The sequence below is a fragment of the Buttiauxella selenatireducens genome (assembly GCF_031432975.1).
Taxonomy (GTDB): Bacteria; Pseudomonadota; Gammaproteobacteria; order Enterobacterales; family Enterobacteriaceae; genus Buttiauxella; species Buttiauxella selenatireducens.
Map to the genome: position 1 here is coordinate 3609019 of NZ_CP133838.1, position 24381 is coordinate 3633399.

Here is a 24381-nt window from a genome sequence, read left to right on the forward strand (position 1 = left end):
TAAATATGGAGAGCAACAGTGCCGGGCATTCCCGGCACTGTTGCTGTATGAATTACCAGGAGTGTAACCAAAATACGCAGATTTTGCACCTGGCCCGTGTTAACGGGTCTTAATAACCAGACGATTACTCTGTTTGACCTCTTCCATGACCACATAGGTACGGGTATCGTTCACACCCGGCAGTCGTAACAAGGTTTCGCCCAGTAATTTGCGGTACGCTGACATATCCGGTACACGGGTTTTCAACAGATAGTCGAAATCACCGGATACCAAATGACACTCTTGAATTTCTTCAAGTTTTTGAACTGCAGCATTAAATTGCTCAAACACATCCGGGGCGCCACGATTCAGAGTAATCTCAACAAAAACCAGAAGTGATGCATCCAGATAATGCGGGTTCAGCAGAGCGGTGTAGCCCTGGATGAAACCCTGTCGTTCCAGACGACGCACGCGCTCGAGGCACGGAGTCGGTGAAAGCCCTACTCGCTTTGAAAGCTCGACGTTGGAAATACGCCCATCCTTCTGTAGTTCATTAAGGATGTTACGATCGATGCGGTCGAGATCTTTGCCAGGGCGCTTCTTGCTATCTACCATTATTATAGTCTCTCTGTGTTCCTTCCTTCACCTGCCATAACCCGGTCAACGTCAATGTTCCGGGTGTACGTGAGAAGACCGGTGCCCAATGGCTGCTAACGACATCACTTATGGCGTCTGTCCACGCCATGAGTAGATTTCAATAACCCGGTAAAATTGCATCAGGTATGCGCGATTATTTTACAATTCTCGCACCAAATGTTTTTCTTCCTCGAATGTTTTCGCAAATGCTTAGCGGATTGTCAAAGCAAAACATCTAAATTTAGTGGAACGTGCCAGATATCTGGGCTACTTGACGATTATTCATCACTTTAGCCGGGTGAGTATTTAGACTGTTTGGATGGATTTTTATGCGCTTTCGCCGTACTCACTACGGCTGATTGAACACAGCTATTGCACATATAGTTAACATATTCGCCAACAGGGCCCCTGTACCCTTTTTTTAACCCGCCAAATTCCCTACAATCCCTCGATTGTCTGCCAACGAACAATGAGGATCTCATGGGCACCGCTAAACACAGTAAATTGCTAATTCTTGGCTCCGGCCCTGCGGGCTACACCGCTGCAGTCTACGCGGCACGCGCCAACCTCAAGCCCGTTTTGATTACCGGGATGGAAAAAGGTGGCCAGTTGACCACTACGACCGAAGTTGAGAACTGGCCGGGTGATCCTAATGACCTGACTGGCCCTGCGTTAATGGAGCGCATGCACGAACACGCGACCAAGTTCGAAACAGAAATTCTGTTCGACCACATCTCGAAGGTTGATCTACAAAACCGTCCATTCCGTCTGACGGGCGACAGTGGCGAATACACTTGTGATGCGTTGATCATCGCGACCGGGGCTTCAGCACGTTATCTGGGTTTACCTTCTGAAGAAGCGTTTAAAGGCCGTGGCGTTTCTGCCTGTGCAACATGTGATGGTTTCTTCTATCGCAATCAAAAGGTCGCGGTCATTGGTGGCGGTAATACCGCAGTTGAAGAAGCGCTTTATCTGGCAAACATTGCCTCTGAAGTGCATTTGATTCACCGCCGCGACAGCTTCCGTGCCGAGAAAATTCTGATCAATCGTTTGATGGATAAAGTGAAGAACGGCAACATCGTGCTGCACACCAACCGTACTCTGGATGAAGTCACGGGCGATCAGATGGGTGTGAGTGGCCTACGTCTGCGCGATGTACACAATACTGACACCACTGAAGAGCTGGAAGTCGCAGGCCTGTTTGTGGCTATCGGCCACAGCCCAAATACCGGAATCTTCGCCGATCAGCTTGAGCTGGAAAATGGCTACATCAAAGTACAGTCCGGTATTCACGGTAATGCCACGCAAACCAGCATCCCTGGCGTATTTGCTGCTGGTGATGTGATGGACCATATCTATCGTCAGGCAATCACCTCTGCGGGCACTGGCTGCATGGCTGCACTTGATGCTGAGCGTTACCTGGATGGATTAGCCGAACAGAATAAGTAACTTCCTCATTCCTGAGCGGCAGTTTGAAGATACGTAAAGGCGACTGAATTGGTCGCCTTTCTTTTGCCTGCGTTGTAACATTGCCCGCAAATTTTGCCTGATAATTCATACCCAAAATAATTCAAGTTGCAGGAAGGCGGCAAATGAGTGAATCACCAGGAGATTACTCAAGTAAGTGACTGGTGTGAACGAGTGAAGCCTACGCGTCTGCAGCTTGAAGTATGAAGGGAATATCTACCTGCACTGGCAACCCATGAATAAAACCCGTCAACAAGAACTTAGCCGCTGGCTAAAACAACAAAGCATTATCTCCCGCCGCTGGTTAGGGCTTTCCCGTGTTTTGGGACTCGTCAGTGGGCTTTTAATTGTTGCTCAAGCCTGGCTGTTAGCCAGAATGTTGCAGCACATGATCATGGATAACATCCCCCGTGAGGCCCTGCTTTTACTTTTCGTTATCCTGATTCTGATTTTTGTCTTGCGCGCGTGGGTCGTGTGGCTACGTGAAAAAGTTGGTTTTTACGCGGGGTTGCACATTCGTCAGGAAATTCGCCGAAAAGTGCTCGATCGCGTGCATCAAGCGGGCCCCGCCTGGATTCAGGGAAAACCTGTCGGCAGTTGGGCAACTCTTGTGCTGGAACAAATCGAGGATATGCACGATTACTACGCTCGCTATCTACCGCAAATGTCGCTTGCGGTAATCGTACCCGTGCTAGTTCTCATCGCTATTTTCCCGTCTAACTGGGTTGCAGCCCTGATTTTGCTCTGCACCGCACCGCTGATCCCGCTGTTTATGGCGATGGTGGGAATGGGCGCGGCAGATGCTAACCGTCGTAACTTCCAGGCGCTTGCGCGTCTGAGCGGGCATTTCCTTGACCGTCTTCGTGGCATGGAAACATTGCGTTTGTTTAACCGTGGCGCTGCTGAAACGGAGAATATCCGTGCCGCTTCCCAGGATTTCCGCCAGCGCACGATGGAAGTACTTCGCCTTGCGTTCCTGTCCTCCGGCGTGCTGGAGTTCTTCGCCTCTTTATCCATCGCACTGGTCGCGGTTTACTTTGGTTTCTCGTATCTTGGCGAGTTAAACTTTGGCCACTACAGCACTGGCGTAACGCTTTTTGCCGGTTTCCTGGCCCTGATTCTGGCACCAGAATTTTTCCAACCTCTGCGCGATCTGGGCACCTTTTATCATGCAAAAGCGCAGGCTGTAGGTGCTGCCGATAGCCTGATGACATTCCTTGATTCGCCATTGCAGCAACGTACGCAAGGCACAGCAAAGTTCAACAATAACGAGCCAATCTGCATTGAAGCCCGTGATTTGGTCATTCTTTCAACCGAAGATAAAATTCTGGCGGGACCACTGAACTTCACCCTTTCAGCCGGAAAACGCGTAGTGCTGGTTGGGCAAAGCGGGGCAGGTAAAAGTTCGCTACTCAATGTGTTGTCTGGTTTTTTACCGTATCAAGGTCAGGTGCTGATCAACGGTGTTGAGCTTTCAGCGCTGGATTCGAAATGGTGGCGTGAGCAGTTGAGCTGGGTTGGGCAAAACCCGCAGCTCCCTGCCCCGACAATCCGCGAAAATGTGCTATTAGCCGCACCAGATGCCAGTGCTGATCAGTTGAATGCCGCGCTGGCCAAAGCCTCTGTCAATGAGTTCCTCCCGTTGTTACCACAAGGAGTTGATACACCGCTGGGCGAAGCCGCTGCACGTTTGTCTGTCGGCCAGGCACAACGGGTTGCCGTTGCACGTGCGTTGTTGGTGCCATGCGGATTGCTACTGCTGGACGAGCCCGCGGCAAGCCTGGACGCTCACAGTGAACAGCGTGTCATGGATGCGCTGAGCAGCGCGTCCCGTCAGCAAACGACATTAATGGTGACCCACCAGTTGGATTACATCAACGACTGGGACGAAGTTTGGGTAATGCGCGAAGGTCGTATCGTGCAACAAGGGGATTTCGCCACGCTTGCCGCACAGGAAGGCCCGTTTGCTACGTTACTGGCTCACCGCCAGGAGGAGATCTGATGCGTGCTTTACTCCCGTATTTAGCGCTTTATTGCCGTCATAAATGGCTACTGATGCTTGGCGTGGTGTTAGCGATTATCACCCTTCTGGCCAGCATTGGGCTGCTGACTTTATCTGGCTGGTTCCTCTCGGCTTCGGCGGTTGTCGGCGTTGCTGGCATTTATAGTTTCAACTATATGCTGCCCGCAGCAGGTGTACGTGGCGGGGCAATTACCCGTACTGCGGGACGTTATTTTGAGCGTCTGGTCAGCCACGATGCGACATTCCGTGTCCTTCAGCATCTACGTGTTTCCACATTTAGCAAACTGCTCCCCCTCTCCCCTGCCGGTCTGGCGCGTTTTCGCCAGGGTGAATTACTCAACCGCCTGGTTGCGGATGTCGATACTCTGGATCACCTTTATCTGCGCGTGATTTCACCGATGGTTGGCGCGTTTGTGGTGATTGTGGTGGTGACATTGGGTCTGAGCTGGCTGGATGTGCAATTGGCTCTCACACTCGGTGCCGTTTTACTGGCGACTTTAGTATTGCTCCCACCTATTTTTTATTACGCTGGAAAATCAACCGGCGAGGCGATTACTGTTCAACGTGGGCAATATCGTCAGCAACTCACCGCCTGGCTGCAAGGCCATGCAGAGCTCACCATTTTTGGTGCCTCCCAACGTTATCGTGAGCAACTGGATAAAACGGAAGATCACTGGCAAGAAGGTCAGCGCCGCCAGGCCGAGCTCACCGCTCTGTCGCAAGCCATAATGCTACTGATTAGCGGTATGGCCGTCATACTGATGTTATGGATGGCAGCCGAAAGCGTAGGTGGAAATACCACGCCGGGCGCGCTCATTGCGCTGTTCGTGTTCTGTGCGCTGGCCGCGTTCGAAGCGTTAGCCCCTGTCACTGGAGCTTTTCAGCATCTTGGCCAGGTAATCGCCTCCGCGCTGCGCGTGACTGAAATCACCAGCCAAAAACCAGAAGTCATTTTCACTCAGCAACCTCATGCCGTACCTGAGAGCGTGGCTCTGGAAATTAACAATCTTAGCTTCGCCTATCCTGAGCAATCTCAAATGGCGCTAAGCGGTATCTCACTCAAGGTTGAGGCGGGCCAACACGTTGCTATTTTAGGACGTACCGGCTGTGGGAAATCGACATTACTTCAGTTGTTAACTCGCGCGTGGGAATGCCAGCAAGGCGAGATTCGCCTCAATGGCGAAGCGCTAAGCCAGTTTGATGAAACGGCGTTACGCTCCGCCACCAGTGTGGTATCGCAACGTGTTCATTTGTTTAGTGCCACACTGCGCGACAACTTGCTGCTTGCCGCGCCACACGCCAGCGATGAAGATTTGAGTCGCGTCCTGACACGTGTTGGCCTTGAGAAGTTACTGGACGATGCCGGGCTGAATAGCTGGTTGGGTGAAGGTGGTCGCCAACTTTCGGGTGGGGAACTGCGCCGTTTAGCTATTGCGCGCGCTTTATTGCATGACGCCCCGCTGTTCTTACTGGACGAACCCACCGAAGGTTTAGATGCGGAAACTGAGCGCCAGATTCTTGATTTACTGGCTGAAGTCATCAAAGAGAAAACGGTATTGATGGTTACCCATCGCCTGCGCGGATTGGCTAATTTCGACAGCATAATTGTGATGGACAATGGACAAATTATTGAGCATGGTACTCACGCCGATTTAATGGCGAGCGGTGGGCGTTATTATCATTTCCATCAGCGTTTGTAGGCTGTGTAATTGGTCTATTATCAATATTTATTGCTCCCTGGAGTTAAGAAGTCATGCGCCTTATTCAGCTTTCCCGTGACTCAATTGCCTTTCCTTCACCGGAAGGTGCGTTGCGTGAGCCTAATGGGTTACTGGCGCTAGGGGGCGATTTAAGTCCCGCCCGTTTGTTGATGGCTTATCAGCGCGGCATCTTTCCGTGGTTCTCTCCTGGCGACCCCATTTTATGGTGGTCGCCCGATCCCCGAGCGGTTCTTTATCCTGAGCGCTTTCACCTAAGCCGCAGCATGAAGAGATTCCATCGAAACTCCCCGTACCGGGTGACGCTAAACCATACTTTCGAACGTGTTATTAGTGAATGTGCTGACGATCGCGATGAAGGCACCTGGATTACCCCTGACATCATTGACGCCTATAAACGGCTGCATGAACTAGGACACGCCCATTCGGTTGAAGTTTGGGAAGATAATGAACTGGTAGGGGGAATGTACGGCGTGACGCAAGGCGCGTTGTTTTGCGGCGAATCCATGTTTAGCCGCCGAGAAAACGCCTCTAAAACTGCCCTGCTGGTATTCTGCCAGCACTTTTTGAGTTATAGCGGCAAGCTCATTGATTGCCAGGTGCTTAACGCCCACACCGCATCTCTGGGGGCGATAGAAATTCCCCGTCGGGAATACCTGGAGCACCTGTCTAAATTTCGCGCACATCAGCTCGCATCCTATTGCTGGGTACCACAAATCCTGTCGTGACGATAATGTTTACGGCACATTACGGTTAAGAGTGTTATAATTAGCCGCGCAGAGTGAGCTCTGCTCATTACCCCGCCGTTGTATGGGATTAGCTTTAACAGGGACAACCCATCGTTTATCTCTTCGCAGCCTTCTTCGTAAGCACCAATTGTGCGAATTTCGAGTGGGTCTTGGGTAATGCGCAAATTGCACTTTCGCTGGTGATTTCACCAACAATTCTTTACATGATACGTGAACTTGGGCATTATCTTGCCGGTTCAAAACTATGGTAGTGATACCCTCGAGGATTAGATGGCCAAAGAAGACAATATTGAAATGCAGGGTACCGTTCTAGATACGTTACCTAACACCATGTTCCGCGTTGAGCTGGAAAACGGGCACGTGGTAACCGCTCATATCTCCGGTAAAATGCGTAAAAACTATATCCGCATCCTGACGGGTGACAAAGTCACTGTAGAGCTGACCCCGTACGACCTGAGCAAAGGCCGCATTGTCTTCCGTAGTCGTTAATAGTTTTTAGTTCCGCAGCTCTCGGGCTGCGATGAAAAGCCTTATAAAATAAAAGGCCAGGTTAATAACCTGGCCTTTTTTTATGGCAACACGAATGAATTAATGAGCCGTTTCAGGTTTATGTTTCTGAGCGCCATGGAAGTTATAAATCAGTTTCTGATTTTCTTTATCCAGCGCGACCGTCACTTGTCCACCATCCACCAATGAACCAAATAACAGTTCGTTAGCGAGCGGTTTCTTCAGGTTATCCTGAATAACACGTGTCATTGGACGCGCGCCCATTGCACGGTCATAGCCTTTTTCTGCCAGCCAATCGCGGGCTTCCTGGCTCACTTCAAGTGACACACCTTTCTGATCCAACTGCACCTGAAGCTCGACAATAAACTTGTCGACCACCTGGTGGATCACATCTGTAGACAGATGGTTGAACCAAATGATGTTGTCCAGACGGTTACGGAATTCTGGGGTAAAGATCTTCTTGATCTCTTCCATCGCATCAGTGCTGTTGTCCTGACGAATCAGGCCAATAGACTTGCGCTCAGTTTCACGCACACCGGCGTTGGTGGTCATCACCAGAATCACGTTACGGAAATCAGCCTTGCGTCCGTTGTTATCGGTCAGCGTGCCGTTGTCCATCACCTGCAACAACAGGTTAAAGACATCCGGGTGCGCTTTTTCGATTTCATCGAGCAGTAACACGGAGTGAGGATGTTTAATCACTGCATCCGTCAACAGGCCGCCCTGGTCAAAACCAACGTAACCCGGAGGTGCACCAATCAAACGGCTCACCGTGTGGCGTTCCATGTATTCCGACATATCAAAACGCAACAGCTCAATGCCCAGCGATTTTGCCAGCTGCACAGTGACTTCTGTTTTACCGACACCCGTTGGCCCGGCAAACAAGAATGAACCCACAGGCTTGTGATCATGCCCCAATCCAGCACGGCTCATTTTGATGGCTTCGGTTAACGCCTCAATGGCTTTATCCTGACCAAACACCAGCATTTTCAGACGATCATCAAGGCTTCTCAGCGTATCGCGATCGCTTGCTGAAACGCTTTTTTCTGGGATACGCGCAATACGTGCGACCACAGTTTCAATATCGGAGACATTGACCGTTTTCTTACGTTTGCTCACCGGCATCAGACGGCTACGCGCACCCGCTTCGTCGATAACATCAATCGCTTTATCTGGCAGATGACGATCGTTGATGTATTTCACCGCCAGTTCTACCGCCGCACGAATCGCTTTCGCGGTATACCGCACGTCATGGTGCGCTTCGTATTTCGGTTTCAGGCCGTTAATAATCTGAACGGTTTCTTCAACGCTTGGTTCAGTAATATCAATCTTCTGGAAACGACGTGCCAGAGCACGGTCTTTTTCGAAGATATTGCTGAATTCCTGGTACGTTGTTGAACCGATCACGCGGATCTTGCCACTCGACAGCAGCGGTTTAATCAAGTTTGCCGCATCAACCTGGCCACCAGAAGCAGCACCGGCACCAATAATGGTATGAATTTCATCAATAAACAGGATGCTATTTTGATCCTGTTCGAGTTGTTTAAGCAGCGCTTTGAAACGTTTTTCAAAGTCACCACGGTATTTCGTGCCCGCCAGCAACGAACCGATATCCAGCGAGTAAATGGTGCAATCAGCAATCACTTCCGGAACATCGCCCTGCACAATACGCCAGGCAAGCCCTTCAGCAATAGCCGTTTTACCTACACCCGATTCCCCCACTAACAGCGGGTTGTTTTTACGGCGACGGCACAGAACCTGAATGGCGCGCTCAAGCTCTTTCTCGCGGCCAATCAGCGGATCTATCCCTCCCACACGTGCAAGCTGGTTGAGATTGGTGGTGAAGTTTTCCATACGTTCCTCCCCGCCTGCTTGCTCTTCATTGACCGGATTTTCTGCACCCGGTGCCTGGTTAGGTTCGTCTTTGCGTGTACCGTGAGAGATGAAGTTGACCACATCAAGTCGGCTGACTTCATGTTTACGCAGCAGGTACGCTGCCTGGGACTCCTGCTCGCTGAAAATAGCCACCAGAACATTGGCGCCCGTCACTTCGCTGCGACCAGAAGACTGGACGTGGAACACCGCACGTTGCAGCACGCGCTGGAAGCTAAGCGTAGGTTGAGTGTCACGCTCTTCTTCACTGGCTGGCAGAACCGGTGTGGTTTGTTCGATGAAGGCCTCGAGTTCCTGTCGTAGCGCCACCAGATCTACGCTACACGCTTCCAGCGCTTCGCGAGCTGACGGGTTGCTGAGCAAAGCTAGCAACAGGTGCTCGACAGTCATAAACTCATGTCGGTGCTCGCGCGCTCTGGCGAAAGCCATGTTTAAACTGAGTTCCAGTTCTTGATTGAGCATAGGCACCTCCCCCAAATTTTGCCTTCTTCAGGCTTTTTCTAGCGTACACAGCAACGGATGCTCATGCTCCCTTGCATACTGGTTCACTAACGCGACTTTGGTTTCCGCTACTTCTGCAGTAAAAATGCCACAGATAGCTTTACCCTGATAGTGCACAGTGAGCATCAATTGCGTTGCACGTTCTACATCATAAGAAAAGAACTTTTGCAGCACGTCAATAACAAATTCCATCGGCGTGTAGTCATCGTTCATTAACATAACTTTATACATCGAGGGTGGTTTCAGCGCTTCGCGCAGTTTGTCACCCACCAGCTGGTCGAAATCCAACCAATCGTTCGTCTTACCCATTGCAAATCGTCATCATGTTTAATCGCCCATTGTCATTAAGGCGAAGCCCATAGGTTGAGTGTAATACGCTTTCAGTTAACGTGACTCATCGTGTTCAAAAGGGACAGCTATTCGCAATCGAGAGTTCTGTCACATTAATCACAATAGCGTTAACTGCTTCAAATTTTTGATTCATTTTCGCTTGCGCCCCCCCGTGCAACGCTTGACGACATGGTTAAATTATCTACATTGTACAAGCGTGAGTTGGTGAGGTTTTGAACAGCCCACCCTCATCCCACCGGTTCATTCCATCTCACTTATAAGATTTACGAAGGATGTAGAAGCATGGAGACGGGTACTGTTAAATGGTTCAATAACGCCAAAGGGTTCGGTTTTATCTGCCCTGAAGGCGGCGGCGAAGATATATTCGCTCATTACTCCACCATTCAGATGGATGGTTACAGAACGCTAAAAGCCGGACAAATTGTCAGGTTTGATGTACATCAGGGGCCAAAAGGTAATCACGCTAGTTTGATTGTGCCTCTGGAACTCGAAGCAGCAGCGGTCGCCTGACCCTTTTGTTTCATTGTGTACATCCCAAGGTCAAAATGCCAGCCCATCGGCTGGCATTTTTATAACCAAACGGAATACCTCAGATGAAAATTATTCACGCGCAAGCGCATCAATAGGGTTCAATCTCGCGGCATTTCTCGCTGGTAGCCAACCAAAAATAATCCCCGTCGCGGTCGAACAAGCAAATGCCGTAAGCAACGCCATGGGTGAAAAACCAATTTCCCAACCGGGCAATACCAATTGTAAAGTGAAGGCAATCAACAGAGATAGCGAAATCCCTAACGCACCTCCAACCAAACAAACCAATACCGCCTCTATCAAAAACTGTTGCAGGACATCACTGGCTCTTGCACCAACCGCCATGCGGATACCGATCTCTTTGGTGCGCTCCGTGACCGACACCAGCATGATGTTCATCACGCCAATGCCGCCGACCAGTAACGAGATGACCGCCACCAATGTCAGGAACATCTGAAGAGTACGTGTGGTCTTTTCCGCCGTTTTCAACAGGCCATCCATATTGTAGGTGAAGAAATCTTTCTTACCGTGACGTAGCTGCAACAAACGATTGAGCTGCAGCTCGGCTTCATGGCTGTTATAGCCTTCGTTAACACGCACCGTGATGGAGTTCAGCCAGCTTTGCCCCATCACCCGGCCAGCCATCGTGTTATACGGCAACCAGACCCGCAGGATCTTACTGCTACCGAACATCGACTGCTTCTCTTGCGCCACGCCAATCACCGTTGCAGGCATATTACCGACCAACACAATTTCACCGACTACATTGGCTTTATCAGGGAACAGTTGACGTTTGGTATTGCTGTCCAGCACCACAACCTGCGCTCGGCCAGCCAGTTGTTCGTTGTTGAAGGTATTGCCTTCGCTGAAGGTCATGCCGTAGACGTTGAAATACTGGCTGCTGACCCCGTTGACACTCGCGGCAGCGTCTACGTTGCCATAGCGCACACGTAAATTGCTTGAGAGCGAGGGGGTTGCTGAACTGACCCTAGGTTGCTGGCTGATTGCCAACAGATCGTCGTATTTCAGCGCCTGCTGATACTGAGGATCGTCGTCGCCAAAATCTTTGCCGGGATAGACATCAATAGTGTTGGTACCAATTGAGCGGATGTCCTGCAATACCATCTGCTTTGCCGCATCCCCGACAATCACGATCGATACCACCGAAGCGATACCAATAATGATCCCAAGCATCGTCAATAGCGTACGCATTTTATTCGCCGCCAGGGCAAGCCAGGCCATCGTTAGCGCTTCACGGAAACTGCTAAGGGTTTGCTGAAAAGGCGAACTCACCGGTTGAGTTTTCAGCTCTGTGCGCGATGTGAGTGGTTGAAGCACCGACGGAGGATTACTGATTATTTCGCCGTCACGAATTTCAATCACGCGCTGTGCCTGCGCGGCAATAGAAGGATCGTGCGTCACAATGATGACCGTATGGCCCTGCTCGCACAGTTGCTTAAGCGTCGCCATCACCTCTTCACCTGAATGGCTATCCAACGCACCGGTCGGTTCATCGGCAAGAATCACCTGCCCGCCGTTCATCAGAGCACGAGCAATACTCACTCGCTGTTGCTGGCCACCGGAAAGTTGTGAAGGCAGATAATCGACGCGTTCTGCAAGCCCCAGACGCATCAGCAAAGCACGCGCACGCTGTTGACGGTAAACGCGCGCCGTTCCGGCATACACCGCCGGCACTTCCACGTTTTGCGTCGCATTCAGATGCGAGAGCAAGTGATAGCGCTGGAAGATAAAACCAAAGTGTTCGCGACGCAAAGTGGCAAGCGCGTCGCTGTCGAGCAACGCCACATCTTGCCCGTCGACTTTATAGCTACCGCTGCTCGGTTTATCGAGACAACCGAGAATATTCATCAGCGTTGATTTACCCGAGCCTGAAGCTCCGACAATCGCCACCATTTCGCCGCTTTCAATGGTGATGTTAATGCCTTTTAGCACCTCAACTTGTTCGTCTCCCGACGGATAGCTACGGCGAATATCCCGTAGCTCAAGGAGTGCTGTCATGGTGCGCTCCCGGCGGTGGTCTTGCCGATAACCACTTCTTCACCTTCGGTAAGGCCTGTAGCAATTTGCACCTGGGTATCGTTACGCATACCGATGGTAATTTCACGGTCGCGGGGTTCGCCGTTGCGCAAGACCGACACTTTGTAACGGTTATCGCCAACCGGCTCGCCCAGTGCTGCCAGAGGAATAGTCAGCACATCTTTCACACCACCCAACTGGATATGAACTTGCGCGGTCATTTCCAGTCGCAACACCCCTTGTGGATTCGGGACTTCAAAACGTGCGTTATAGAAAATCGCATCGTTCACTTTTACCGGCGTGGGCAAAATATCGATTAATAAACCTTCATAACGCGTTAAAGGGTCACCCAAAACCGTGAACCAGGCTTTTTGACCGGGTTTAAGATGAATCACATCCGCTTCAGAAACCTGCGCTTTCACCAGCATCGTACCGAGATCGGCCAGTGTCAGAATGTTTGGCGCTTGCTGCGCGGCAATCACCGTCTGGCCTTGTTTGGTCGTGATTTCGGTGACTTCCCCCGCCATTGGCGCAACAATCTGCGTGTAATCGAGGTTGGTTTTGGCGGTATCTAAAGAGGCCTGGTTGCGTTTAATTTGCGCATCAATAGTGCCGATTTGTGCCTGCCGGACTTCAAGATCGGTCACCGCAGTGTCGAGGTCTTGTTGCGATACGGCCTGGGTTTTTGCCAGCGCACGTTGGCGATTTAACGTCACTTGCGCGAGTTTAGCCTGCGCCACAGCCTGGCGACGCTGAGCACGCAACTCCATTAACGTCGCTTCAACTTCTTTGATTTGGTTTTGCGCCTGTTCGGGATCGATAACCCCCAACAGTTGGTCTTTTTTCACTTTATCGCCGATATTCACCGACAGCGTTTTCAACTGCCCACTGACCTGCGCGCCAACATCCACTTTACGCAGCGCATCCAGCTTCCCGGTCGCCAGCACGCTTTGCTGCAACTCACCTTTGCGCACAATCATGGTCTGATAAACCGGCGCTGGCGTGTTCAGAAATTTCCATAGCCAGGCGGCCAACAGCACTACCAGCAGGCCCAGAAGCCAGTAACGCTTTTTTATTTTTCCCTTGAATCTCATAAGTATCCTGCAAGCAGACTGACTATTTAAATAAAGTATCAACAAAAGTCGCAAACCCTTTTCAGCCTGGCCGCGATTGAACGTTTGTTGAATGAACACATGGTGAAATTAACCCACTGTTTCTCAACCCGGTTTCAATCATGACATCAATTGCCGAAAACGAATTCAGATCAACACCTCAACTCAATGGCTGGCAGTTGTTTCTTTCTTTAGCAAAGGGACAATGGGTGCCAGGAAGCGCCTGGCGGAACCCGACATACCGCCGGAAATTTGTCCTACGGTCACTGGCTAATCCGCTTTCCACCGCACGCTTATTGAGCGAGTTATCGCATCAGCCGCTGTTAGAAAAGCTGCTAACGGCGCAACCAGGCTTACCTTGCCGGGTTCATCGCCCCTATTTAACGGCAAACTTTAACGGTAAGGCAGCGGTTGATGCATTGTCTTTCCACTATTACGCCCTGACACACGCACTACCGGAGCGCTTGTTAGTACAACATTACTCACCTGAAGGCGCACGTTTGGCAACAATAACGGGTAAAGATGAGAACTTCTACCATCTTGATTTATGCTCGATTGCCAATCTTGATAAAGAAGGCGAAGCGACTGTCATATTTACCGACCATGAAGAAAAAGTCCTCGCAGAATTAACCTTCACGCTGTGCCAGTTGCAGAGCAAATCCACCTTGTTTATTGGGGGGTTGCAAGGAGCAAAATCATGGGTGCCTCATGAAGCGATTCAGTGTGCCACCAAGGCATGCCACGGATTATTCCCAAAACGTTTGGTGCTGGAAGCGACCTGCCTGTTGGCTCGTCATTTCGGAGTGAGCCAAATTCTGGCAGTGAGTAACAGCGCACATATCTATCGCTCATGGCGTTATGCCAAAAAGAAAAAAGACAAAATCCATGCCGATTACGATAGTTTCTGGGAGTCGATGAGCGGCGAATTAATGCCCGAAGGTTACTATGAACTGCCACTGGGCATAGCTCGTAAACCTATCGAAGAGATCGCCAGCAAAAAACGCGCTGAGTATCGCCGCCGCTATAGTTTATTAGATGAGATGATGGAACAAATTGAGAGCCATCTTTAAGCTAACAGCCGGGCTAATCCGCCCGGCCACGCGCCAGCCATAACACCCGCGAAAACATTTTTCGCAGCAACGACGGTATGGCATCCACTCCCCGCCTTCCGGCCTCCATAGCCACTTCAATGGCTAAATCGGGTTTGGATGAACGATGGATGGCTTTCACAATAACCCGGCGCATATTCATCGGCACGTTTTCGGGGATTTGAGCCACCCGATGGAAAACATCCGAAAACCCCTGGCGATACATAAAATGTTCCATATCCATCGCGGGCAATGCGGTGAGATGTTCGCGTTCCTGATCGCGGTCGTTTTCCAGAATGCCACGCACGACGGAGGCATATTTCTTCCCGGCTTCATCACCATCCACCAGCACATGCCATTCAATCCCCATTCTTCGAGCAAACTTGATCAATGGGCGCAGACCCGATTGCGCAAATTCAATAACTTTCACCCCTTCGGCGTCGAAATGGTGCCCACACTGTTGCGCCAGCTCATTCATAACCCACACTTCCGTTTCACCTTCCACTAATAACCAGCAGCGGGCAAACAACGATGAAGATCGGTTAAATCGGATATGAAATGCGATACGGCGGCTATCTTCTGCATTCATCCCACTGGGGCCAAGCCGCCAGGCCGCAACCCTTGACGACTCACGCACCAGCCGGCAAACATTCTCAACTGGCGTAAGAGATAGCAACTCGCCAGAATTGGTCGTGGTGATTTTTTGCAGCGGCAGCAGGTTTAGCAAATGCCAGGCCACCGATAACATGATCGGGTGCAGACGTGTTTCCGGGTCTTCCACCAGCAAAAGCGGACGGGCGTCTTTGTCCAGCGCTACGCTGCCTTTTGCCTGCAATAGCGTAGAGAACATCCCCAACAAAATCATGCGATGGGCGCGACTGTTGGGTTTGTCTATCATGCGGTTAATGATATCCAGGTAGCGCCAGCTTCGTTGTTCATCGTGCGAGCGGCGACGCAACAAACGTTGATGCGCAGGGGCTCCTTGCTCCGAAAAATAGTGCTCAAGCAGTTGCACCATAGCCGACAGACCTTGCCGCAGTTGCGCATCGGTGAGATTTTGCGGGCGCGAGACAAGTTCACGCGCCAGGAAATCGAGCTGGCGGGCGGTCATTTCGGTTTCTGGCATGGTGGGAACGGGGTCGTTACGCAAGCGGCGCATAAAACGCGCATCGCGCAAACGTAACACGGGATTAAGGCGGATGATTTGCTGCGCTAAATTGTCGATGTCATCCAGTTCGATAACACGACCTTTTTCATCAAGGAAGCTACGCAGCGTCAGAATAGAGCCATCTTGCGCAAGTTCGCCGACCAGGCGATACATGATGCGATGAAAGCCGCCCTCACCTTCAATCCAGACCGGCGCAAGCGAGCGATAACGTCGCCCAAGATGATGGCCTGGTGCCGTTTCCCGAAAGGTCAGAACAATATGTAAATGATGCTCCCGGCCCTGAACGTCACCTGGCGGGAAATAGAAATCATCTCGCTGGAAGTGATAGAGCGTTTGGTGTGGTGACAACAATAGCGTCAATGCATCTAACAGACTGGATTTACCCCATGCGTTTTCACCAATCAGCACGTTGTTTTGCTCAAGCATTAGCGAAAGACGGTTAATCCCTCTGAATCCGACAATTTCCACCTGTTCAAGAAACATAATCCCTCCAGATTGGTGATGCTTTCCTTTATCTACCCGCACCTGACTACATCACTCGAGTATATACCCAAAATAATTCGCGTTGTGGGAAGGCGGCAAGAGAGTGAGTCCCGTTGAACTTACTGTAGTAAGTGATTCGGGTGAGCAAACGCCGCCAACGCACCAACAACGTGAAGTATGACGGGTAAAGCGGGAGTTAGTGCGCACTTTCCATTCTATGTCCACGAATAATAAAAAATGACTCAAGCTGTATTAATTCTAAATTGTTTTTTGTGGTTAACATAAAATGCGATCAATACAAGAAGATTCTTAATTATTAAGAAAGCCTATCTGCATAAAAGTGCGTATACCCTTGTAAATAAGGGCATCTCATTGCCTCAAATCAATTTATGCGGATTTAATCGACTGGTTATTTTCTGCTGAACTTATTAATATTGCGGCTCTTTTATTTATAGCCTTATTTCTTTGACGGTTGTAATAAAAATAATCAGGCAAGTATTAAAAATATCCAAAATAACGTGAGTTGCAGTCGCGCGACCAGCCCATAAATCCCCACTCACAGCGTTATCTATGTGACTCAGGCGAATGGTTTTAGTCAACGCATCAGCACCTTGAAGGTCGAAGGATATTACTTGCCCGATATTTGTTTTTTTGAAAGCTGAGGTGGTTATGTTTAGGAAATTAGCAGCAGAGTTTTTTGGTACATTTTGGTTGGTATTTGGCGGGTGTGGGAGCGCGGTACTCGCGGCGGCTTATCCGGAATTAGGGATCGGTTTTGTAGGTGTTGCATTAGCCTTTGGTTTAACCGTATTAACCATGGCTTATGCAGTCGGTCATATTTCTGGTGGCCATTTTAACCCTGCCGTCACGTTGGGTTTATGGGCAGGCGGTCGCTTCCCGGCAAAAGAAGTCATTGGCTATATTGTTGCGCAGGTCATTGGCGGTATCGTTGCGGCAGGTATTCTCTATTTAATTGCCAGTGGTAAAAGCGGTTTTGATGCGGCGGCAAGTGGTTTTGCTTCAAATGGCTACGGTGAGCATTCGCCAGACCATTATTCCATGATGTCAGCAATTATTATTGAAATCGTATTAACCTGCGGCTTCTTAATTGTTATTCATGGTGCAACCGACAAATTTGCCCCAGCTGGTTTTGCTCCAATTGCAATCGGCCTGGCACTGACGTTGATTCACCTGATCAGTATTCCAGTCACCAACACCTCTGTGAACCCAGCGCGCAGTACTGCTGTGGCGATCTTCCAGGGCGGTTGGGCCTTAGAACAATTGTGGTTATTCTGGGTCATGCCAATCGTTGGCGGTATCCTCGGTGGCGTTATTTACCGCACTTTGCTGGAAAAACGTAACTAATAGACTCGCGCAGGGTGGATCCCTCTACCCTGCGCAAATAACCTTATCCCGCCAAGTGTATCCTGCATAAAAATCCTCTTTTCTCGTCGCTTTACTCATTCCCTTTCTTTGGGTAGTGTGACACATGCCGTTACTTTTTTTGCAAGGATTGTCCGCGCCATGTTTTCGGGATTGTTAATTATCTTAGTACCGCTGATCGTCGGTTATCTCATTCCTTTAAAACAAACCAGTCTGCTCAAGCTTATTAATCGCCTGCTGAGCTGGATTGTTTACGTCATTTTATTTTTCATGGGCATCAGCCTCGCATTTCTCGATAACCTAGCCAGTAATCTGCTGGCGATTTTTCAATATGCAGCGGTTAGCGTTGTCGTATTACTGCTCTGTAATGCAGCGGCGCTGCTTTGGCTGGAGCGCTCCATGCCGTGGCGGCACAGTCACCAGCAGGAACAACTCCCATCACGTATTGCAATGGCGCTGGAATCGCTAAAACTGTGCGGGGTCGTCGTAGCAGGATTTGCGCTCGGGCTAACCGGATGGCCGATCTTTCACCACGCCACCGCGGCCAGCGAATACACGCTCATCTTCCTGCTGTTGCTGGTGGGCATCCAGTTGCGTAATAGCGGCATGACTTTAAAGCAGATCGTATTAAATCGTCGCGGCATGATTGTCGCGGTGGTCGTGGCACTCAGCTCCCTGGCGGGTGGCGTTATCAACGCCTTTATACTCGACCTGCCGATTAAAACCGGTTTAGCCATGGCGTCAGGTTTCGGTTGGTACTCACTTTCCGGGATTTTGATGACGGAATCTTACGGCCCAGTGATTGGCAGCGCCGCGTTCTTCAACGATCTGGCCCGGGAACTGATTGCAATTATGTTGATTCCTGGCCTGGTACGCCGTAGCCGCTCAACGGCTCTCGGGTTGTCTGGCGCAACATCAATGGATTTCACGCTCCCGGTACTTCAACGCAGCGGAGGCCTGGAAATTGTCCCCGCGGCGATTGTTCACGGTTTTATCCTTAGCTTGTTGACTCCACTGTTAATGGCATTTTTCGCCTCCTGATACCTCGTTGGCGGTAGGTTTCTGCCGCCAAAATTGCGCTAAATCAATCTCCATTTAACTTGCATAAGAAATACCTTTTCCCCATGAAGCACTGAGCATAATCTTAAAGATGTATATCAAATATAACTTTAAAAGGTACGATTATGTTTTGTGTGCAATGTGAACAAACAATCCGCACCCCTGCGGGTAACGGCTGCTCTTACGCTCAGGGTATGTGTGGCAAAACAGCAGAAACATCTGACCTCCAGGATCTGTTGATTGCCGCATTACAGGGGCTGTCTGCATGGGCCATTGCCGCACGTGAAGTCGGCATTATCGACCATGAAATCGACAACTTTGCTCCTCGCGCTTTCTTCTCTACCCTCACTAACGTTAACTTCGACTCGCCACGCATTGTCGGTTATGCGCAAGACGCTATCGCGCTGCGTGAAAGCCTGAAAGCACGCAGTCTTGCGATTAAACCAGAACTGACCGTCGCCAACCCGATGGCTGAACTTCAACTGGTCAGCAACGATTTGGGCGACCTGCAACGCCAGGCGGCGGAGTTCGCACCAAACCGCGATAAAGCAGAAATTGGTGAAGATATTCTTGGCCTGCGCCTGTTATGCCTTTACGGCCTGAAAGGCGCGGCGGCGTACATGGAACACGCTCACGTACTCGGCCAGTACGACAACGACATTTATGCCCAATACCATAAAATTATGGCCTGGCTCGGCACCTGGCCTGCAGACATGGGCGCGTTGCTGGAATGCTCGATGGAAATCGGCCAGATGAACTTCAAAGTGATGAGCATCCTGGATCATGGCGAAACCGAAAAATACGGCCATCCAACGCCAACTCAAGTTAACGTCCGTCCGGTTGCGGGCAAATGTATTTTGATTTCCGGTCACGACCTGAAAGATCTCTACAACTTGCTGGAACAAACCGAAGGGACTGGCGTAAACGTCTATACCCACGGCGAAATGTTGCCAGCACACGGCTACCCGGAACTGCGCAAATTCAAACATCTGGTCGGCAACTATGGCAGCGGCTGGCAGAACCAACAGACCGAATTTGCCCGCTTCCCTGGCCCTATTGTCATGACGTCAAACTGCATCATTAACCCGGAAGTGGGTTCTTACACCGACCGCATCTGGACACGCAGCATCGTCGGCTGGCCGGGTGTGAGTCACCTTGAAGGCGATGATTTTGCACCTGTGATTACTCAGGCGCAGCAAATGGCGGGCTTCCCGTACAGCGAGATCGAACATCTGATCACCGTAGGTTTTGGCCGTCAGACTCTGTTGGGTGCTGCCGATACACTGATTGACCTGGTGAGCCGTGAAAAACTGCGCCACATCTTCCTGGTGGGTGGCTGTGATGGCGAACGTGGCGAACGTAGCTACTTCACCGACTTCGCGACCAGCGTACCGAAAGATTGCCTGATCCTGACCCTGGCTTGCGGTAAATATCGTTTCAACAAACTGGACTTCGGTGACATCGAAGGCCTTCCGCGCCTGGTGGATGCCGGTCAGTGTAACGACGCTTACTCTGCCATCATCCTTGCTGTCACTCTTGCTGAAAAATTAGGTTGTGGTGTAAACGATCTGCCGCTGAGCCTGGTGCTTTCCTGGTTTGAGCAAAAAGCGATTGTTATCCTGCTTACCCTGCTGTCGCTGGGCGTGACAAATATCGTCACAGGCCCTACCGCGCCAGGCTTCCTGACGCCAAATCTGCTGGCTGTTCTGAACGAGAAATTTGGCCTGCGTGCCATTTCTACCGTTGAAGAAGACATCAAACAGCTGATGAGCGCATAAGGAGCCGCCATGACTATGCCAACGCCACTGTGCCCGCATCGCATGCAGGTGCATCATATTCACCAGGAAACGCCGGACGTCTGGACGCTGTCGCTGATTAATCACGACTTTTATCCTTACAAGGCTGGGCAATACGCACTGGTGAGTATTCGTAATAGTGACGAAACACTACGCGCTTACACGATCTCTTCGACACCCGGACTCAGCCCATTCATTACGCTGACCGTCCGTGGTATCGAGAATGGCGTTGGCTCACAATGGCTGACGCAAGAGGTGAAAGTCGGCGATTACCTGTGGCTTTCAGAAGGCATGGGGGAATTTACGTGCCAGGATTTGGCTTCCGAACGTTTTCTGTTATTGGCTGCTGGTTGCGGTGTGACGCCCATTATGGCGATGCGCCGCTGGTTAGCGAAACATCGCCCGCAGGCTGACGTGCAGGTTATTTATAACGTCCGCTCGCCGGAAGATGTCATCTTTGCAGAGGAATGGCGTAACTATCCCGTTGCGCTGGTTGCCGAGAATAACGCAACGCATGGCTTCATCGCCGGGCGTTTGACTCGTGACATTCTTGCTACCGTTCCGGATATTGCTTCACGCACCGTCATGACCTGCGGGCCCGCGCCTTACATGGAAATGGTTGAAAAAGAAGTCAAAGCACTGGGCGTGACGGATTTTTACTGTGAAAAATTCTTCACCCCCGTTGCGGCCCCCGTCAATAGCGGTTTGAAATTCACTACCCTAAAACCGCTGCGTGAGTTCTACGCACCTGTGGGCAGCACCTTGCTGGCTGCGATGGAAAGCAACAATGTTCCGGTGAACGCGGCCTGCCGTGCCGGGGTTTGTGGCAGTTGCAAAACCAAAGTCGACTCCGGTGACTACACGGTCAGCAGCACCATGACACTGACCGCAGCGGAAATAGCTAACGGCTATGTACTGGCCTGTTGTTGCCATCCGCAAGGTGATTTAGTTCTCGCTTAACCCCTCTCGTGCCACTCAACCTGAGTGGCACTTTCTGCCCCTCCTCTTCTGTTTCCTTGACTAAGCTTGTTTACGTTAATTGAATCGTGACAAGGAGAAGTAATGAAACAGACTGTAGCCGCTTATCTGGCTAAAACTCTCGAAAATGCAGGTGTTAAACGCATCTGGGGCGTCACTGGCGATTCCCTCAACGGACTGAGCGACAGCCTGAACCGCATGGGTACGATTCAATGGATGCCCACGCGTCATGAAGAAGTTGCCGCTTTTGCAGCAGGTGCCGAAGCCCATCTTTCAGGTGAGCTGGCGGTTTGCGCGGGGTCATGCGGGCCGGGTAATCTGCATTTAATCAATGGGCTATTTGACTGCCATCGCAACCGCGTGCCGGTGCTGGCGATCGCCGCACATATTCCCTCCAGCGAAATTGGCAGTGGTTATTTCCAGGAAACCCATCCCGAAGAGTTATTCCGCGAATGCAGCCATTATTGTGAACTGGTGTCATCCCCGGAACAAATTCCACAAATTTTGGCGATTGCTATGCGCAAAGCGGTGCTTAATCGCGGCGTGTCAGTCGTTGTTTTGCCTGGTGACGTGGCGCTGAAACCCGCCCCTGAAACGGCCAGCACGCACTGGTATCCCGCACCACAGCCTGTCATTGTTCCCGCACATGAAGAGCTTAAAAAGCTTGCCCAGCTACTGCGCTATAACGACAACATCGCCCTGATGTGCGGTAGCGGTTGTGCAGGAGCGCATGAGGAGCTGGTGCAATTTGCCGCGACCCTGAAAGCGCCAATTGTTCACGCTCTGCGTGGGAAGGAGCATGTCGAATATGATAATCCTTACGATGTCGGCATGACCGGGCTGATTGGCTTTTCGTCCGGGTTCCACACCATGATGAATGCCGACACGTTAATTCTGCTCGGCACCCAATTTCCGTATCGCGCCTTCTACCCGACCGATGCGAAAATCATTCAAATTGATATCAATCCGGGCAGCATCGGCGCACACAGCAAAGTTGATATGGCGCTGGTCGGGGATATTAAATCCACGCTTGCGGCCCTTATTCCGCTTCTGGAAGAAAAAACTGACCGCAGTTTCCTTGATAAAGCGCTGGATAATTATCGTGAAGCGCGCGAAAGCCTTGATGAACTGGCACAGCCAGGCGATGGCAACGTTATCCATCCGCAATATGTCGCACAGCAAATCAGCCATTTCGCCGATGATGACGCCATTTTTACCTGCGACGTAGGCACTCCGACCGTGTGGGCCGCGCGATATTTGAAAATGAACGGGAAACGTCGCCTTTTAGGTTCGTTCACTCACGGTTCAATGGCCAACGCCATGCCGCAAGCACTGGGCGCAAAAGCAACCGAGCCTAATCGGCAGGTTATTGCCATGTGCGGCGATGGCGGTTTCAGCATGTTGATGGGCGATTTTCTTTCGGTAGTACAAATGAAATTACCGATCAAGATTGTGGTGTTTAACAACAGCGTATTGGGTTTTGTGGCGATGGAGATGAAAGCCGGCGGGTATCTGACTGACGGCACAGAACTGCACGACACCAACTTCGCGAATATCGCCACCGCCTGCGGCATCACCGGTATTCGTGTTGAAAAAGCTGATGAGTTGGATAGCGCATTGCAACGTGCTTTCAGCATTGACGGCCCGGTGCTGGTGGACGTGGTGGTGGCGAAAGAAGAATTAGCCATTCCACCGCAAATCAAACTGGAACAAGCCAAAGGATTCAGCCTCTATATGTTGCGAGCCATTATCAGTGGCCGTGGTGATGAAGTGATCGAACTGGCGAAAACCAACTGGTTCCGGTAAAACAGAGGTTTATCCCCTTCATACTTCAAGTTGCATCTTTGTTGGCTGCGCTCTCTTGCCGCCGCGATGCAACTTGAATTATTTTGGGGGAACAATTCTGGATAATAAGGACCCACCGTGATTGATTTGCGCAGCGATACCGTAACCCGCCCGAGTGATGAAATGCTCAAACGTATGATGGCCGCACCGACCGGTGATGATGTCTACGGTGATGATCCTACCGTCAATGAACTACAAGATTACGCCGCTAAAATCAGTGGTAAAGAAGCAGCGTTATTTCTGCCAACCGGCACTCAGGCAAACCTGGTTGCGTTGCTAAGCCACTGCGAACGCGGTGAAGAGTATATTGTTGGGCAATTAGCCCACAATTATTTGTATGAAGCCGGTGGCGCCGCGGTATTAGGCAGTATTCAACCGCAGCCCATCGACGCCAATCCTGACGGTTCATTGCCGCTCGACAAAGTTGCCGCGAAAATCAAACCTGACGATATCCACTTTGCGCGCACCAAACTGCTCAGCCTTGAAAATACCCATAATGGCAAAGTTCTGCCGCGCGAGTATCTTCAACAAGCCTGGGACTTTAGCCGCAACCACAATCTGGCGCTGCACGTTGATGGCGCGCGTATCTTCAACGCGGTGGTGGCATATGGCTGCACGCTTGAAGAAGTGGTGCGCTACTGCGATACCTTTACCATTTGCCTCTCTAAAGGTCTGGGAACGCCGGTTGGCTCGCTGTTAGTCGGCAGCCGTGAATACATTAAGCGTGCCACTCGCTGGCGTAAAATGGTCGGCGGCGGTATGCGTCAGGCCGGTATTCTGGCAGCAGCGGGCTTGTACGCACTTGAAAACAACGTGCAACGCTTGCAAACCGACCACGACAACGCCCATTGGCTGGCGGGCGAATTGCGCGAAATCGGCGTTGATGTGACCCGCCAGGACACCAATATGGTGTTTGTGCGCGTCCCGGTAGAGCAAGCTGAAAGCCTCGGCAACTTCATGAAAGAACGCGGCATTTTAATGAGTGCAGGGCCAATCACCCGCCTGGTGATGCACCTTGATGTGAATCGCCAGCAGTTAGCCGAAGTGGTTTCCCATTGGCAGGCTTTTTTACAGCGCTAA

At 50.9% G+C, this 24381-nt stretch carries 19 protein-coding genes; 13 read left to right on the forward strand and 6 right to left on the reverse strand.

What is annotated here, in order from left to right; all coding sequences use genetic code 11:
• Positions 1-99 precede the first annotated feature (99 nt).
• Positions 100-594, reverse strand: a complete 495-nt coding sequence (gene lrp / locus RHD99_RS16585; RefSeq protein WP_000228469.1) for a leucine-responsive transcriptional regulator Lrp — start codon at positions 592-594, stop codon at positions 100-102.
• A gap of 501 nt (positions 595-1095) precedes the next feature.
• Here lrp and trxB point away from each other — a divergent pair.
• The 5 genes from trxB (at position 1096) to infA (ending at position 7061) form a co-directional block, all read left to right on the forward strand.
• On the forward strand, positions 1096-2064 hold the full coding sequence (trxB, locus tag RHD99_RS16590; protein WP_183270891.1) for a thioredoxin-disulfide reductase: 969 nt from the start codon (positions 1096-1098) through the stop codon (positions 2062-2064).
• A gap of 253 nt (positions 2065-2317) precedes the next feature.
• On the forward strand, positions 2318-4084 hold the full coding sequence (cydD, locus tag RHD99_RS16595) for a heme ABC transporter permease/ATP-binding protein CydD (protein ID WP_309875310.1): 1767 nt from the start codon (positions 2318-2320) through the stop codon (positions 4082-4084).
• The gene (cydC, locus tag RHD99_RS16600) at positions 4084-5805 is read left to right on the forward strand and encodes a heme ABC transporter ATP-binding protein/permease CydC (RefSeq protein ID WP_309875312.1); all 1722 of its coding nucleotides are present in this window, start codon (positions 4084-4086) and stop codon (positions 5803-5805) included. The genes cydD and cydC overlap by 1 nt, the downstream gene beginning before the upstream one ends.
• A gap of 53 nt (positions 5806-5858) precedes the next feature.
• Entirely contained in the window at positions 5859-6551 is a 693-nt protein-coding gene (aat, locus tag RHD99_RS16605) for a leucyl/phenylalanyl-tRNA--protein transferase (RefSeq protein WP_309875314.1), read from the forward strand.
• Positions 6552-6842: 291 nt separating this feature from the next.
• Positions 6843-7061, forward strand: a complete 219-nt coding sequence (gene infA / locus RHD99_RS16615) for a translation initiation factor IF-1 (RefSeq protein ID WP_002211347.1) — start codon at positions 6843-6845, stop codon at positions 7059-7061.
• Positions 7062-7160: 99 nt separating this feature from the next.
• On the opposite strand, the gene clpA is transcribed toward infA, so the two are convergent.
• Together clpA and clpS are read right to left on the reverse strand one after the other, a co-directional pair.
• Complete coding sequence (gene clpA, locus RHD99_RS16620) at positions 7161-9434, reverse strand: ATP-dependent Clp protease ATP-binding subunit ClpA (protein WP_183270895.1); 2274 nt, start codon at positions 9432-9434, stop codon at positions 7161-7163.
• A 27-nt stretch (positions 9435-9461) separates the two neighbouring features.
• Positions 9462-9782: an ATP-dependent Clp protease adapter ClpS gene (gene clpS, locus RHD99_RS16625; protein ID WP_034456405.1), complete on the reverse strand. Its 321-nt coding sequence runs from the start codon at positions 9780-9782 to the stop codon at positions 9462-9464.
• A gap of 324 nt (positions 9783-10106) precedes the next feature.
• Between clpS and cspD the strand changes: the two genes are divergently transcribed.
• Complete coding sequence (gene cspD / locus RHD99_RS16630) at positions 10107-10334, forward strand: cold shock-like protein CspD (protein ID WP_183270896.1); 228 nt, start codon at positions 10107-10109, stop codon at positions 10332-10334.
• A gap of 90 nt (positions 10335-10424) precedes the next feature.
• Here cspD and macB read toward each other — a convergent pair whose 3' ends face one another.
• Positions 10425-12371, reverse strand: coding sequence for a macrolide ABC transporter ATP-binding protein/permease MacB (macB, locus tag RHD99_RS16635; protein ID WP_309875316.1), 1947 nt, complete (start codon positions 12369-12371; stop codon positions 10425-10427).
• Complete coding sequence (macA, locus tag RHD99_RS16640; protein ID WP_309875317.1) at positions 12368-13483, reverse strand: macrolide transporter subunit MacA; 1116 nt, start codon at positions 13481-13483, stop codon at positions 12368-12370. Before macA ends, macB begins: the two co-directional genes overlap by 4 nt.
• A gap of 140 nt (positions 13484-13623) precedes the next feature.
• Here macA and RHD99_RS16645 point away from each other — a divergent pair, with 140 nt between their 5' ends.
• A complete protein-coding gene (locus tag RHD99_RS16645) occupies positions 13624-14571 on the forward strand; it encodes a VirK/YbjX family protein (RefSeq protein WP_309875318.1) in 948 nt (315 codons plus the stop codon).
• Positions 14572-14584: 13 nt separating this feature from the next.
• Here the strand turns inward: RHD99_RS16645 and RHD99_RS16650 are convergent, their stop codons facing one another.
• Positions 14585-16240 (reverse strand): ATP-dependent endonuclease, encoded by a 1656-nt coding sequence (locus RHD99_RS16650; protein ID WP_309875319.1) that lies wholly within the window; start codon positions 16238-16240, stop codon positions 14585-14587.
• Between the two features lie 669 nt (positions 16241-16909).
• Here RHD99_RS16650 and aqpZ point away from each other — a divergent pair.
• The 6 genes from aqpZ to ltaE all read left to right on the forward strand — a co-directional run bounded on the left by aqpZ (position 16910) and on the right by ltaE (position 24381).
• Positions 16910-17605 carry an aquaporin Z gene (gene aqpZ, locus RHD99_RS16655; RefSeq protein WP_309875320.1) on the forward strand — a complete coding sequence of 232 codons (696 nt, stop codon included), beginning with the start codon at positions 16910-16912 and terminating at the stop codon, positions 17603-17605.
• A gap of 159 nt (positions 17606-17764) precedes the next feature.
• Positions 17765-18664: a LysO family transporter gene (locus tag RHD99_RS16660; protein ID WP_183270902.1), complete on the forward strand. Its 900-nt coding sequence runs from the start codon at positions 17765-17767 to the stop codon at positions 18662-18664.
• Positions 18665-18807: 143 nt separating this feature from the next.
• Entirely contained in the window at positions 18808-20460 is a 1653-nt protein-coding gene (gene hcp / locus RHD99_RS16665; RefSeq protein WP_309875322.1) for a hydroxylamine reductase, read from the forward strand.
• A gap of 9 nt (positions 20461-20469) precedes the next feature.
• A complete protein-coding gene (hcr, locus tag RHD99_RS16670) occupies positions 20470-21438 on the forward strand; it encodes an NADH oxidoreductase (RefSeq protein ID WP_309875324.1) in 969 nt (322 codons plus the stop codon).
• A 102-nt stretch (positions 21439-21540) separates the two neighbouring features.
• On the forward strand, positions 21541-23262 hold the full coding sequence (gene poxB, locus RHD99_RS16675; RefSeq protein WP_309875326.1) for a ubiquinone-dependent pyruvate dehydrogenase: 1722 nt from the start codon (positions 21541-21543) through the stop codon (positions 23260-23262).
• A 117-nt stretch (positions 23263-23379) separates the two neighbouring features.
• Positions 23380-24381, forward strand: coding sequence for a low-specificity L-threonine aldolase (gene ltaE / locus RHD99_RS16680; RefSeq protein ID WP_309875328.1), 1002 nt, complete (start codon positions 23380-23382; stop codon positions 24379-24381).

Bases quoted from the DNA above. Each gene is read 5' to 3' on its own strand.
- clpS (WP_034456405.1), bottom strand. From the start codon at position 9,782: ATGGGTAAGACGAACGATTGGTTGGATTTCGACCAGCTGGTGGGTGAC.
- clpA (WP_183270895.1), bottom strand. From the start codon at position 9,434: ATGCTCAATCAAGAACTGGAACTCAGTTTAAACATGGCTTTCGCCAGA.
- poxB (WP_309875326.1), top strand. From the start codon at position 21,541: ATGAAACAGACTGTAGCCGCTTATCTGGCTAAAACTCTCGAAAATGCA.
- infA (WP_002211347.1), top strand. From the start codon at position 6,843: ATGGCCAAAGAAGACAATATTGAAATGCAGGGTACCGTTCTAGATACG.
- hcp (WP_309875322.1), top strand. From the start codon at position 18,808: ATGTTTTGTGTGCAATGTGAACAAACAATCCGCACCCCTGCGGGTAAC.
- RHD99_RS16650 (WP_309875319.1), bottom strand. From the start codon at position 16,240: ATGTTTCTTGAACAGGTGGAAATTGTCGGATTCAGAGGGATTAACCGT.
- trxB (WP_183270891.1), top strand. From the start codon at position 1,096: ATGGGCACCGCTAAACACAGTAAATTGCTAATTCTTGGCTCCGGCCCT.
- RHD99_RS16645 (WP_309875318.1), top strand. From the start codon at position 13,624: ATGACATCAATTGCCGAAAACGAATTCAGATCAACACCTCAACTCAAT.
- hcr (WP_309875324.1), top strand. From the start codon at position 20,470: ATGACTATGCCAACGCCACTGTGCCCGCATCGCATGCAGGTGCATCAT.
- lrp (WP_000228469.1), bottom strand. From the start codon at position 594: ATGGTAGATAGCAAGAAGCGCCCTGGCAAAGATCTCGACCGCATCGAT.
- cspD (WP_183270896.1), top strand. From the start codon at position 10,107: ATGGAGACGGGTACTGTTAAATGGTTCAATAACGCCAAAGGGTTCGGT.
- macB (WP_309875316.1), bottom strand. From the start codon at position 12,371: ATGACAGCACTCCTTGAGCTACGGGATATTCGCCGTAGCTATCCGTCG.
- macA (WP_309875317.1), bottom strand. From the start codon at position 13,483: ATGAGATTCAAGGGAAAAATAAAAAAGCGTTACTGGCTTCTGGGCCTG.
- aat (WP_309875314.1), top strand. From the start codon at position 5,859: ATGCGCCTTATTCAGCTTTCCCGTGACTCAATTGCCTTTCCTTCACCG.
- cydC (WP_309875312.1), top strand. From the start codon at position 4,084: ATGCGTGCTTTACTCCCGTATTTAGCGCTTTATTGCCGTCATAAATGG.
- aqpZ (WP_309875320.1), top strand. From the start codon at position 16,910: ATGTTTAGGAAATTAGCAGCAGAGTTTTTTGGTACATTTTGGTTGGTA.
- cydD (WP_309875310.1), top strand. From the start codon at position 2,318: ATGAATAAAACCCGTCAACAAGAACTTAGCCGCTGGCTAAAACAACAA.
- RHD99_RS16660 (WP_183270902.1), top strand. From the start codon at position 17,765: ATGTTTTCGGGATTGTTAATTATCTTAGTACCGCTGATCGTCGGTTAT.